The organism is Arcobacter sp. F155, assembly GCF_004116455.1.
GTDB lineage: Bacteria > Campylobacterota > Campylobacteria > Campylobacterales > Arcobacteraceae > Halarcobacter.
The window spans coordinates 39,571-52,992 of sequence record NZ_PDJU01000007.1 but is presented as its reverse complement, the minus strand read 5'-3'; the positions used below and the strand labels follow the sequence as shown (position 1 = coordinate 52,992).

General features: G+C 28.7%; 9 protein-coding genes. 8 read left to right on the top strand and 1 reads right to left on the bottom strand.

What is annotated here, in order from left to right:
- The 8 genes from flhA to ccsA all read left to right on the top strand — a co-directional run bounded on the left by flhA (nt 1) and on the right by ccsA (nt 12,767).
- A complete protein-coding gene (flhA, locus tag CRV03_RS08585; protein WP_129084734.1) occupies nt 1–2,121 on the top strand; it encodes a flagellar biosynthesis protein FlhA in 2,121 nt (706 codons plus the stop codon).
- A complete protein-coding gene (locus tag CRV03_RS08580; protein ID WP_129084733.1) occupies nt 2,121–3,590 on the top strand; it encodes a BatD family protein in 1,470 nt (489 codons plus the stop codon). Before flhA ends, CRV03_RS08580 begins: the two co-directional genes overlap by 1 nt.
- A 2-nt stretch (nt 3,591–3,592) precedes the next feature.
- On the top strand, nt 3,593–4,300 hold the full coding sequence (locus CRV03_RS08575) for an HlyD family efflux transporter periplasmic adaptor subunit (protein ID WP_129084732.1): 708 nt from the start codon (nt 3,593–3,595) through the stop codon (nt 4,298–4,300).
- Nucleotides 4,287–5,996, top strand: a complete 1,710-nt coding sequence (locus CRV03_RS08570) for a molybdopterin-dependent oxidoreductase (RefSeq protein WP_129084731.1) — start codon at nt 4,287–4,289, stop codon at nt 5,994–5,996. The genes CRV03_RS08575 and CRV03_RS08570 overlap by 14 nt, the downstream gene beginning before the upstream one ends.
- Nucleotides 5,983–7,164, top strand: a complete 1,182-nt coding sequence (locus tag CRV03_RS08565) for an MFS transporter (protein WP_129084730.1) — start codon at nt 5,983–5,985, stop codon at nt 7,162–7,164. Before CRV03_RS08570 ends, CRV03_RS08565 begins: the two co-directional genes overlap by 14 nt.
- A 271-nt stretch (nt 7,165–7,435) precedes the next feature.
- Nucleotides 7,436–7,972, top strand: a complete 537-nt coding sequence (gene nrfH, locus CRV03_RS08560; RefSeq protein WP_129084729.1) for a cytochrome c nitrite reductase small subunit — start codon at nt 7,436–7,438, stop codon at nt 7,970–7,972.
- 16 nt (nt 7,973–7,988) lie between these two features.
- On the top strand, nt 7,989–9,479 hold the full coding sequence (gene nrfA, locus CRV03_RS08555; protein WP_129084728.1) for an ammonia-forming cytochrome c nitrite reductase: 1,491 nt from the start codon (nt 7,989–7,991) through the stop codon (nt 9,477–9,479).
- 147 nt (nt 9,480–9,626) lie between these two features.
- The gene (ccsA, locus tag CRV03_RS08550) at nt 9,627–12,767 is read left to right on the top strand and encodes a cytochrome c biogenesis protein CcsA (protein WP_129084727.1); all 3,141 of its coding nucleotides are present in this window, start codon (nt 9,627–9,629) and stop codon (nt 12,765–12,767) included.
- Nucleotides 12,768–12,770: 3 nt separating this feature from the next.
- Here ccsA and bioD read toward each other — a convergent pair whose 3' ends face one another.
- Nucleotides 12,771–13,379 (bottom strand): dethiobiotin synthase, encoded by a 609-nt coding sequence (bioD, locus tag CRV03_RS08545; protein WP_129084726.1) that lies wholly within the window; start codon nt 13,377–13,379, stop codon nt 12,771–12,773.
- Nucleotides 13,380–13,422 lie beyond the last annotated feature (43 nt).

The window sequence follows — 13,422 nt, the reverse complement described above, 5'->3', positions numbered from 1 at the left end:
ATGAATATAAAAAGACTGTTTTCTAAAGACTTATTTGTTGTTGCACTTTTTGTTGCAATACTGATGATTATCATAGTACCTCTACCAAAAGGGGTACTAGACTTTTTTTTAATTATATCTTTGTCTTTATCTTTATTAATATTATTAATTTCTTTATATATACAAAGACCCTCAGACCTTACGACTTTTCCTACAATTATTTTAATATTAGCTCTTTTTAGACTATCTTTAAATATTGCTACAACTAGGTCAATTCTAAGTGAGGGACATAATGGCCCAGACTCTGTAAGTTCCATTATTTCAGCCTTTGGAGAATTTGTTGTTGGTGGAAATATGGTTATTGGTATTATTGTATTTATTATTTTAGTACTTATTAACTTTATGGTTGTTACAAAAGGTGCAACAAGAGTTGCTGAGGTTACTGCAAGATTTACACTTGATTCTATGCCTGGTAAACAAATGGCAATTGATGCAGACTTAAATGCAGGCTTTATAGATGATAAAGAAGCTCAAGTAAGAAGAAAAGAACTAATTTCTGATGCTAACTTCTATGGAGCGATGGATGGGTCTTCAAAGTTTGTAAAAGGTGATGCCGTTGCTGGTATTATTATTACTTTAGTAAACTTAATTGGTGGACTACTTATTGGTTTGTTCCAACATGATATGACAGTTGCACAAAGTGGTGAAATATATACAATTTTAACTATTGGTGATGGTTTAGTAGCTCAACTTCCAGCATTAATTCTTTCAACTGCAACTGCTGTAATTATTACTCGTTCAAATATGGATGAAGATAAGTTTGCAAATCAATCTGTTTCTCAATTAGTTAAAGACTCAAAATCATTGATTCTAGTTGGAGTAGGTCTTATTTTCTTTGGTTTTGTTCCAGGGTTCCCAACAGGAATTTTAGTTGTTATGGGATTAGTATTAGCTTCAATTGGATATACAATTTCAATGATAGAAGATGGGAAAGATAATGCACTTACAAGATTATTTACACCAGAGACTACTAAGAAAGCAAAATCAATTGATGATAAATCAGATATTGAAGCATTAAAAGAGAAGAAAAAACAAGAATCAGCTCCAGATGAAAACCAAGTAATGGAAAATATCATGAAAATGGATGTTCTTGAGCTTAAACTTGGAATTAGACTTTTACAATTAGTTCAAGGAAATTCAGAGCTTCTTGATAAGATTAAAGCTATTAGAAAAACAATTGCAGCTGACTTAGGATTTGTTATTCCTCAAATTAGAATTTCAGATGATGCAAATTTACCTTCAAATGAGTATGAGCTTTATTTAAAAAGAATACCATTAACTAAAGGTAAAGTTGAAGTTGAAAAACTTCTTGCTATGGGTGGAATTCCAGGAAAACTAAAGGGTCTTAAAGTAAAAGAGCCTGTGTTTAATCTTGATGCAGTTTGGATTGAAGAGTCACAAAAAGATGATGCATTAATGAATGGATTTACAGTTGTAGATGCTCCAACAATTATCTCAACACATATTTCTGAACTTATTAAGAAACATGCAGAAGATATTATTACAAGACAAGATATAGTTGATATTGTTGAAAGGCTTAAAAAAGACTTCCCAATTGTTATTGAAGAGGCTATGAAAGTGACTTCTTATGGAGCATTATTAAAAGTATGTAGAGATTTACTTCATGAGAAAATACCTATTGTTGATATGTTAACAATTATTGAAGCAGTTGCAGATATTGCAGAGTTTACGAAAGCTCCTGATGTATTACTTGAACATGTAAGAAGTAAGTTATACAGACTTATTACAAATAGATTTAAAGATACTGATGATACTCTTCATATTGTTACAATAAAACCTGAAATTGAACAGCAATTTATTGGAAAACTACAAGAACAGCATGGCGTTTCTCAGTTAATGCTTTCAATTGCTGAAATTAATAACTTAGTAACTAAAACAAAAGAGTTATTAGAGCAAATAGAGACAAAAGGCTTTGGTAAGGTTGCAATGGTTGTTGATCCAATGCTAAGAAAAAGAATCTCTGAAATTTATGAGAAGTTTGGACTTCAAGTTGCAGTATTATCCCATGCAGAACTTGATTCAAAAGCTAACTTTGCAATAGAAGGAACATTAGACTTTTAATGAAAACAGTAGTTAAATCTTTAATTATTATTTTTATATTAACTTTAGAATTGTTTTCAAGTGTTAATCTTAACTCTGCAAATTCATTTGTAAAAGGGGAACCTTTTACTTTTGAGCTTGAAGTTACTGGTAGTTCAATAAAATTTCCAAAAATAGAAAAAATAGACTCTTATGTTGTACAAAACTTAGGAACATCTAGGTCTTTACAGATAATCAATGGTAACTATAGTGAAAAAATAAGCCAAAAGTTTCAAATCCTACCTCAAAAAGATTTTACTATTCCTTCTTTTACTTTTGAAATAGATGGAGTTGAAATTCAATCTCCTTCAAGAAAAATCACTCAAAGAATAGTTAATAAAACTATCTCTAATAATTTTGATTTACAATTGAACGCTTCAAAACAAGAAGCTTATGTGGGTGAAGATATTTTATTAAAACTTATTTTTAAATATAAAAAGAGTTTGCAAATAACAAACTTAGGATTTGAACCACCACATTTTGAGAACTTTTGGTATAAAAAAGTTGATAATAAAAATAGAAGATATGAAGAAAATGGTTATATTGTTCAAGAGTTAGAGTATTTACTTTTTCCTCAAAAAGAAGGAAAGTTAAAAGTCAATCCTTTAGCAATAATTGTTCAGCTAGTAAATCAAAACTCAAACTATGGGAATTTCTCTTTTTTAAGTGTTCCTGTTGAAAAAAGAGTTTATTCTAACTCTTTAGATTTTGATATTAAGCCTTTACCTAAGAGTGTAAATCTAATAGGTGATTTTGATATAAATGCAACTATTGATAAAACTGAGATTAAAGAGGGTGAATCTGTATCATTAAAATTAGATATCAAAGGAGTTGGAAATTTTGATGACCTTGAAGATTTTAAACTTGATATTCAAAATGCAACTATTTATGATAATAAACCTCAAATAAAAACAGCATATTCTAAAAAAGGTTTTGAAGGAAGTTATGAAAAAATATTTTCAATTGTTCCTTCTTCTTCAATTACTATACCAAGTTTTAAACTAAGATATTTTGATAAAACACAAAAAAAAGTTATAGAGAAAGAAACAAAAGAGTTTAAAGTAAAAGTAAACTCACTAAATAAACAAGAAATAAGTTCTAAGTTAGAAAAATCAAATGAGCCTAAAGAGATAGAAAAAGTTATTGAAAAAAGTATAACTTTAAAAGATAAACTTCTATATTTTTCATTAGGAAGTTTAGTTACAATATTAATATTTGGTTTATATATTTATGCTAGGATTTACAAACAAAAGACAAAAGAAGATAAACCCCTAATAAAAAAACTAAAGTCATGCAAAACTAAAGAAGAGATGTTAAAGTTACTACTTCCTTATTTGAAATATGATTCACAATTAGATGAATTAATATTTGAGTGTGAAAAGACTAAGGATTTTAAAGGGACACAAAAAGCTATTATCTCTTTAGTTAAACAATTAGATATCAAAGGTTAAAAATGAAATATATTTTTGCACTACTTTTTTTAGTTAACTCTTTATTTGCTTATGAATTTTATGCAAAATTAGAACCTGTAAACTCTTATGAAATAAAAGCATCTGTAAGTGGTAAGGTTATATATGTAAATGATGAGATTGAAGGTAAAAAAGCAAATAATTCAAAAATTGTAGAGATTGATTCATATGTTGATAGAATAGATTTAAAACAATCAAAAGTAAAATTAAAAGCAGTATCTCAAATGCTAGAGATTGAAGAAAAAAACTATAATAGAATGCTTCAAGTATCATCTAAATCTGGCTTTGAAAAAGATTCTCAAAAATTAAAAGCAATAAACTATAGAACTACTAAAGCAGATATTGAAGTTAAAATTGCAAACTTAAAAGATAGTATTAAAAATAAAATGCTTAAAGAGAAAGATAGATATATCTATAATATTGCAGTAAAAGAAGGTGATTATGTTAATCCTGGAACTTTACTTTATGAAGCGAAAGATTTATCAAAAGGTAAATTAGAAATATTTGTTCCTATTGATGATATAGCAGATATTAAAACAAAACAAATCTATTTAAATGGTAAGAAAAGCAATATTAAGTTAGACAAAGTATATAAAGTTGCTGATTCAAAACACATATCATCATATAAAGTAGAGATTGTTGTACCTGACCCAAAAGTATTCTCTAGGTTAGTAAAAGTTGAATTTAAATAATTTAGTAGCATGTCCTTTAGACTGTTATGATACATGTCAGGGGTATGTTGATGAAAAAGGTAATATAAAAGGTAGTAGTGATCATCTAGTTACAAATAAAAAACTATGTGTAAACTTTGCAAATCTTTTAAAAGAAGACTTTTTAAAAACAGCATTTTATAAAAATGAAGAAGTTAATCTAGATGAAGCTTTAGATATTTTAGTTGAAAAGTTAAGAAATACAAATAGTGATAAAACTCTATTTTACAAAGGTGCTGGAAACCTAGGAATTATGCAAAACTGCGTAAAAACTTTTTTTGCTAAGTATGGTTCAACTCTTACAAAAGGAAGCCTTTGCGATGCAATTGGTTCACTAGGTATTGAACAAGGAAGAGGTGGAATAAATGTAAACCCACCAATTGAGAAGCTTATTAATAGTGATGTGATAATTGCTTGGGGAAGAAATCTAACAGTAACTTCATCTCATATGTATAATCTTGTAAAAGATAAAACCTTTATAACTATTGACCCTATTAAAACAAAGATTGCCAAAAAATCAGAACTTCATTTACAAATAAATCCAAAAACAGACCATGATTTAGCACTTTTACTAACAAGATTTGCTCATATGTCAAATCAAGAGGATGAAGAGTTTATCTCTACTCATGAAGGTGCAGATTGGTTTTTTGATTTAGCAAGGTCTAAACCAGTAGTTTCATATGAACATACTACAGGAGTATCATTATCTGAAGTAACTAAGTTCTTTGAGCTAATAGAAGGGAAAAGTGTTTCTATTCTTTTAGGACTTGGACCTCAAAAATATTATGAAGGTGCTCAAATCTTTAGAACAATTGACTCTTTTGCAGGATATATAGGAGTTCACAACAAAGAAAAGGGTGGACTTTGGTATTTAGATGACTCTTCTTATGGTTATGATAAACAGCTAGTTTCAAAGGCAAAGAAGAAAATAGCTCTTCCAACAGTTGATTTTTCAAACTTTGATTTAGTATTTATACAAGGAACAGATCCTGTTGTAACTGCTCCAAATACTAAGAAAGTAATTGAAGGACTAAAAAATAGTTTTGTTGTATTTTTTGGAACAGTATTAAATGAAACAAGTAAATATGCAGATTTAATAATCCCTTCATCTTCATTTTTAACAAAAAAAGATGTGAGACTTTCATATGGACATGAGCTAAAAGCTATTTCAAACTATACAGAAAAGAAAGATGAAAATAGTATAAGTGAATATGACTTAGCTAACTTTCTAAATGAAAAATTTGATTTTGAAAAACTTGATGATGAAGAAAAGATTTTAGACTATTATATAAATACAAAAGTTGAGGATAGTTCGTATATTGAAAACTTTGAGTTTATAGAAGAGCTAGAAGTAAATGAATTATATGAAAAGAAAAAACAGAACCAATACTATTTTTTAACAGCTAAAAGAAAAGATTCTTTAAACTCTCAATTTAAAGTGGATAACTATTTATATGTAAACCCATCTTTAGGTTTTAATAATGATGATGAGGTTTTATTAAAATCTGAGTTTGGAGAAACAAAGATTAAAATAAAAAATAGTGAAGATATAAAAGAAAATTGCGTATTAGCATACTCTGGAAATAAATATGCAAACTATGTAACACCTTTTTTAACTGACCAAGAAGCATACTCTGCTATATTTCAAGAGGTTTTAGTAGAAATTGAATTATCGTGAATTATTAACAAACTATACTGTAATTAGACAATTGTCTCTTTTACAGTTAGTAGCATACTTTGCTGCTTGGTTTTCAAATGTAGCTATTTATACTATGTTAGTGCAATTTAACTCTTCAGCTTTTGCAATTTCTGTAGTTACTGCAATGCACTTTTTACCAGCAATTATAATAGCACCACTTTCTGGAGCTATTATTGATAAATTTAAAGTAAAGCCTTTAATGATAAGCCTTTTATCAATGGAACTTCTTATGACCTTACTTTTTTTAACTATTGATAGTAAAGAAGAGGTTTGGCTTTTAATGATTTTTATTTTTATTAGAATGGCAAGTGCTTCAATGTTTTTCTCAACTGAAATGTCACTTCTTCCAAAGCTAATTTCAGGGATAGCTTTACAAAAAGCAAATGAAATTCACTCTATTATTTGGTCATTTACTTTTGCTGCTGGTATGGCTCTTAGTGGTATAGTTGTTAATCTAGTTGGTGTAAAATGGGCTATAATTATAGATGCCTTTATACTACTAGCTGCAATAATCCTACTTTTAAATATCAATTTTAAAATAGAAGTAATTCATACAAAAGAGAAAATCTTGTCTTTAATGAAAGATGGCTTTTTATATCTAAAGAGAAATAAGTTGGTAGTTCACCTAATAATTTTACACTCTTCTGTGGGACTTACTATTTTTGATACAATAGTGACGTTATTAGCTAAAAATGAGTATAAATATGTGATTTCTGTTCCCCTTGCAATTGGACTTACAAATGCTCTTAGGGCAACAGCTTTAATGATAGGTCCTTTTATTATTTCAAATTGGGTAAATAAAGATAGATTACTTTATATCTTTATCTTTCAAGGTTCAGCAATAATTTTCTGGGCATTAGTTCAAAGTAATTTCTACATCTCTTTAATAGCAATATTCTTTGTTGGTTTTACTACAACAACTATTTGGTCTTATACTTATGCTTTATTGCAAGAAAAAACTGATAATAAATACTTAGGAAGAGTAATCTCTTATAATGATATGATTTTTATGGTAACTACAGTTGTAACAACTTTATTCATTGGAATAATGGCTGAACTAGTATCATTAAAAATTATTACTATAATCCTTGGCTCAGCTTTTTTTCTTGTTGCTATTTATTATAAGTGGTTAAAATCAAGAATTTAAGCTAAATTTCTAAAAATTACAAGAAAGTTACATAAAAAAACTTAACATTTTAGTTCTTCTTTTTATTATAAGTTTGACTTATGTCAAATCTTATAATAGGCCTTAAAATGGAATGTATGAGCAAAAACACAACTTAAAATAAAATAATCTTTCTCATTCTAATTATAAAAAAAACTTAACTATATATGAATGCTCATTCAATTTCTTGATTAATGTCAATTTGAATATATAGAACTAATTGTATACTTTCAAAGTAAATAAAGGATAGGTGATGGAGAAGAATAAAAAAATTGTAGTTTACGGTTCAATTTTAAGTTTTCTAATTGCTTCAGCTCTTTTTGTTTACACAGTTTATGCATCAAATATGTTGTCATATTTGTCAAGTGATCCAAAAGCCTGTATTAATTGTCATACGATGAATTCTGCGTATGCAACATGGGAAAAAAGTTCACATAAAAATGTGGCAGGGTGTGTTGATTGTCACTTACCTGTAGGGGATGTTGTAGCTAAATACAAATCAAAAGCTATAGATGGGTGGAATCACTCTGTTGCATTCACTCTTAACACTTATGAGAATAATATTCACATAAGTGATGATGGGGCAAGCCGTGTGCAAGCAAACTGTGTTAGATGTCATGCAAGTGAAAATGCAACACTTAAAATGAATGCTGACAAATATCACAGTGAAGAGGTTGGAAGTCTTGAGAATGGTCGTAAATGTTGGGAGTGTCACAAATTTGTGCCACACGGAAAAGTTAGAAGTTTAACATCAACTCCATATAATCTTGGTGTTAAAGTAAAAGAATAAGTAGAGGTTGTTTGTTATGAAAAAATACAAAATATTAATGGCAGTAAGTGTAGTTGCAATTGGTCTAATGACTGCTCTTGTAGCTTCTATTAATGAGAAAAAAGAAGAACAAGTTAAACTAAATGAGGTTCCTAAAGTAGATAGATGGGAAACAAAAAACGAAGAGTTTAGAAAACATTATCCAAGACAGTTTGATTCTTGGAAACAAACTAAAAACTCTGATGAAATTCATGATATGTTAAAAGAGTATCCTGAGTTAGTTGTATTATGGGCAGGTTATGGTTTTGCAAAAGATTATAATGCACCTAGAGGGCACTTCTACGCAATAGAAGATAATAGAAATACACTAAGAACTGGTGGTCCAGTTGATGAGAAAACAGGTCCTATGCCAACAGCATGTTGGACATGTAAGTCTCCTGATGTTCCTAGAATGATGGATAAAGATGGTGATATGGAGTATTATACTGGTAAATGGGCTAAATATGGTTCAGATATCATTAATCCAATAGGTTGTGTAGATTGCCATAATCCAGAAACAATGGAACTTCAAGTAAATAGAAAATATTTAGATGAGGGATTAAAAGCAGCAGGTGAAAAATCATTAGCTGAAGCAACTCAACAAGATATGAGATCTATGGTTTGTGCACAATGTCACGTAGAGTATTACTTTGCAAAAACTCCATTAGCAGATGGTAAAAAAGCAGCAGTTGTTACTTTACCATGGGCTGAAGGTACATTAGTTGAAGAGATGGAAAAATACTATGACAATATGGAGTTCAAAGATTGGACACATAAAGTTTCTAAAACACCTATGTTAAAAGCACAACACCCAGGTTGGGAAATGTGGAAAACAGGTGCTCATGGTAAAAACAATGTATCTTGTGCAGATTGCCATATGCCATATGTTCAAGAAGGTGGTATTAAATATACAGACCACAACATTGGTAACCCATTAGAAAACATGGACAAATCTTGTATGAATTGTCACAGAGTAAGTGAAAAATCATTACTTGCTAATATTAATGAAAAAAGAGAAAGAAAAAATGAGCTACATAAAAAAGCTATGAAAGCTATTGCGGCAGCTCACTTAGAAGCAGGAAAAGCTTGGGATCTTGGTGCTACTAAAGAAGAGATGGCTCCTATCTTAAAAGATATTAGACATGCTCAATGGAGATGGGATTACGCAGTTGCTTCTCACCCAGCATTCTTCCATGCACCAGAAGAGACTTTAAGAGTTCTTGGTACTGCTTTAGGAAAAGCTGGTGATGCAAGAATCAAATTAGCTAAAGTATTAGCTAAATATGGTGCTGCTGATTATAAAGCTCCTGAGATTAAAGACAAAAAACAAGCTCAAGAGATTATTGGATTACCATTTGAAAAATTAATTGAAGAAAAAATGAAATTTAGAAATGGATTAATGCAAGAGTGGAAAAAAGAAGCAGAGAAAAAAGGTGTTTATAACCCTGAGTCTACTAAAGACGTAGAAGATAAAACTTCTTATAACTAAAATATAAAATAAAGAGAACTTCGGTTCTCTTTGTTTCTATTGGTACATGTAAGTAACATCAATGACTTTCATTGCAATCATCTCCTTACTTAATTAAATCTTGATGTTACTTACATGTGCTAATACAAAATACCAAGGCAATTTATCATGTTAAAAAAACTTAAAACTATATTCTCAATGCCAATTGTTGTTGTGCTTTTACTATTTTTTGCACTTTCATGTGCAATTGCAACATTTATTGAAAATGATTTTGGCCCATTAGGAGCTAAATCTTTTATTTATGGGCAAACTTGGTTTGAACTTCTAATGCTTTTACTTACAGTTGCAGTAATAGTAAATATCTTTGTCTTTAAAATGTATAAAAAAGATAAATTCTTTTTATTTATGATTCATATTTCATTAGTATTTATTTTTGTAGGTTCTGCTTTAACTAGATATATGGGCTATGAAGCAAATATCACTATATATGAAGGACGAATGGAAAATAAAATGTACTCTAGTGATGAGTACATAAAAGTATATAAAGATGAAAGATTAATATACGATAAGAAAGTATTGATGACAAAATTAGCTCAAGATAGTTTTTCATATGATACAAATATAAAAGATAAAGATATAGAGATAAAATTAAACAGATTTGTAGATAATGCTGTTGAAAGAATTGTTCCAAGTGAAAATGGAAAACCTATGATTAATATTATTGTAAAAGGTTTTAAAGAGGCTAAAAGTATTGATTTAAGGGATAAGCAGACGAAAACAACGAAGTTTTTAGACTTCTCTTTAAATAATAGTGTTAAAAATAGTGATAAAGCCTATGTTCATTTTGAAACAAGTGCAGAAAAGATTTTATATAGTTCAAATCTTGAAACAACTCTTTTTACAAAAGATTACTCTTCAACTAAAACAATAAAAGCAAATCAAAAAGAGCAGTTATTTACAGATGTTATTTATAAAGTAGGGCAAACACAGTTTATAATAAATGAAGCTTCATTAAAAGGTGAAGTAAAAACTGTACATGGAAGTGAAGAAATTCCTGAAAACAAGAGATTATCTGCTGTTGTTTTAGATTTATTAATTGATGGTAAAAAACAAGAGCTATCTTTATTTGGAAAAAGTGGTTTCACTGGCTTTAAAAGAAATATTGATATCGAAGGAGAAAAGTTAACTTTACAATGGGGAACAAAGCAGTTGAAACTTCCTTTTTCTATTATGTTAAATGACTTTAGACTTCATAGATATCCTGGTTCAAATGCTCCTTCTGCTTATGAGAGTGATATTAAAATTTATGACACAGAAAATAAAAATACATTAGAGTACACAATTTATATGAATAATACTTTAGATTACAATGGATATAGACTATTTCAGTCATCTTACACAGAAAATGAAGATGGAACAATACTTTTAGTAAATAAAGACCCAGGTAAAGTTCCTACTTATATAGGGTATTTTTTACTGTTTACAGGACTTTTATTAAGCCTTTTTGTAAAAAAAGGAAGACTAAAAAAGCTTAGTTCAAAAAAATATGATGTAGAGAGTATAAAGAAAATATATTATGCGAAAAAAGCTGTGGTTAGTTTTATTCTTGTTGCTTTTAGTATGTTCTTTATGCAAACAAATAGTTTTGCAAATACTGTATTAGAGAATAATCCTAAAGTTTTAAATATAGATAAAACTCATGCAACAAAGTTTGGTTCTCTTTTAGTTCAAGATTATCAAGGAAGAATCAAACCTGTAAACTCTTTAGCAATAGAAATAATAAATAAAATCACAAGAAAAAGTAGTGTTTATGGTTTAGATGCCAATCAATTTTTCTTAAGTATGATGTTATATCCAAAAGTATGGCAAGAAGTAGATTTTATAAAAGTAAAAAGTGAGAGATTAAAATCAATAGTTGATGTAGAAAAAAGTGCAAAGACTATCTCTTTTAATGATATTTATACAAAAGAGGGCTTTTATAAACTAGAAGGTCATTTAGAAATAGCTAATAAAAAGAAAAGCTCTTTAAGAGATGAGTTTGATAAAGATTTAATAAAAGTTGATGAGAGATTAAATATTGCATACACTCTTTTTACGGGTGATTTTTTAAGAGTATTCCCTAAAAAAGGTGATACAAATAATAAGTGGCTAAATACAAATGAAGCAGTAAATTTACTTATTTCAAAAGATTCAGAAACTATAAAGAACTTAATGCAAGACTATTATTTAAAACTTGATTTGGCAACAAAAGATAAAGTTTCTTGGGATGAGGTTGATGCTTCTTTAGAAAATATTATAAACTACCAAAAACAAAATGCAAATACAAATGTTATTCCAAGTGATTTAAAAATCAAAGCAGAGCTAACTTTTAATAAATACAATATTTTTGAAAATCTAACTCCTGTTTATTTAATTCTTGGATTCTTTTTATTAGTTTTAATTTTTATAAATATATTTAAAAGTGAAGTAAAACTAGAAAAAATTTCTAAAATAGTTTTATCATTACTTGTAATAGCTTTTATTTTTCATACTTTTGCTCTAGGATTAAGATGGTATGTTGCAGGACATGCTCCTTGGTCAAATGGTTATGAATCAATGATTTATATCTCATGGGCGATAGTTTTAGCAGGAATCTTTTTCTCAAAGCAGTCAATTCTTGCTTTATCAACAACTACTATCTTAAGTGGAATCACTCTTTTTGTAGCTCATCTTTCATGGATGGAGCCACAAATCACAACGTTAGTTCCAGTATTAAAATCATACTGGCTAACTATTCATGTGAGTGTTATTACTGCTAGTTATGGATTTTTAGGGCTTTCTTGTTTACTTGGATTTTTATGTTTAGTTCTTTTTGCTTTAGCAAATCCTAAAAAAGAGGATGATAAGTTTTTTAATATCTTAGTTAGTATAAAAGAGTCAAATAGAATAAATGAAATGTCTATTTTAATAGGACTTGTTCTTCTTGTGATTGGAAACTTCCTTGGTGGTATTTGGGCAAATGAATCATGGGGAAGATATTGGGGATGGGATCCAAAAGAGACTTGGACTTTAGTATCTATTATTATTTATGCAATTATCATTCACTTAAAATATATAAAAGATGTTTTATCTGATTTTGTATTTGCAGTTTTAACTACAATTTCGTATACTTCAATTATTATGACATACTTTGGAGTAAACTATTATCTTGCAGGAAAACACTCTTATGCAGCAGGTGACCCTGTTCCTATTCCTACTTTTGTACCAGTTACTTTAGTAGTAATTTTAGTACTTATAGTTCTTGCATATAGAAATAGAAAAATTATCTGATTTCTATATGTCTTGAAGGTATTTTATCTCTTTAAAATAATCTTTATAAAAAGGTAAAGTCACTTCAGGGAACTCATCTTTATCTAAAAATAGATTTATATACCATTCAAACTCTATCTCTTTTGCTTTTAAAGCATTTATAGAGAGTAAAGTATCATTTATACACCCAAGTTTTGATGGTGTTATAAGTTTTGCTTCTGCTTTAAAGAATTTTATCAAATCAATAATAAAAAAATCTTTTTCAATAGGAACCATAAGTCCACCAGCACCTTCAATAATCAAAATATCACACTTTGCTTCAAGTTCTTTCTTTTTTGCCAATAAAAAATCTAAATCTATTTTTGTATCATTTTTAGCAACAAATGGAGCTGCAGGAAGTTTGAATTGATAAGGAACTACATCTTTCATATCAAAATCAAAAGATGGATTTAACTCTTTTACTAAGTTTAGCATTTTAGAACCATCTAAAGGAGAGCTTATTACTCCCGTTTCAATAGGTTTAAAGTATCCTACTTTTAAACCTTTTTTTGAGTAATATCTAATAAACTTTTCGCAAGCGAAAGTTTTGCCAACATCGGTATTTGTAGCTGTAATAAAAATTGTTTCTTTCATAATCTTACTTTTATCTTTTGTTTGGAATTCTACCTAAGTAAAA

Coding starts and splice junctions, on each gene's coding strand:
- flhA (WP_129084734.1), top strand. CDS start 1: ATGAATATAAAAAGACTGTTTTCTAAAGACTTATTTGTTGTTGCACTT.
- CRV03_RS08580 (WP_129084733.1), top strand. CDS start 2,121: ATGAAAACAGTAGTTAAATCTTTAATTATTATTTTTATATTAACTTTA.
- bioD (WP_129084726.1), bottom strand. CDS start 13,379: ATGAAAGAAACAATTTTTATTACAGCTACAAATACCGATGTTGGCAAA.
- CRV03_RS08575 (WP_129084732.1), top strand. CDS start 3,593: ATGAAATATATTTTTGCACTACTTTTTTTAGTTAACTCTTTATTTGCT.
- nrfH (WP_129084729.1), top strand. CDS start 7,436: ATGGAGAAGAATAAAAAAATTGTAGTTTACGGTTCAATTTTAAGTTTT.
- nrfA (WP_129084728.1), top strand. CDS start 7,989: ATGAAAAAATACAAAATATTAATGGCAGTAAGTGTAGTTGCAATTGGT.
- ccsA (WP_129084727.1), top strand. CDS start 9,627: ATGTTAAAAAAACTTAAAACTATATTCTCAATGCCAATTGTTGTTGTG.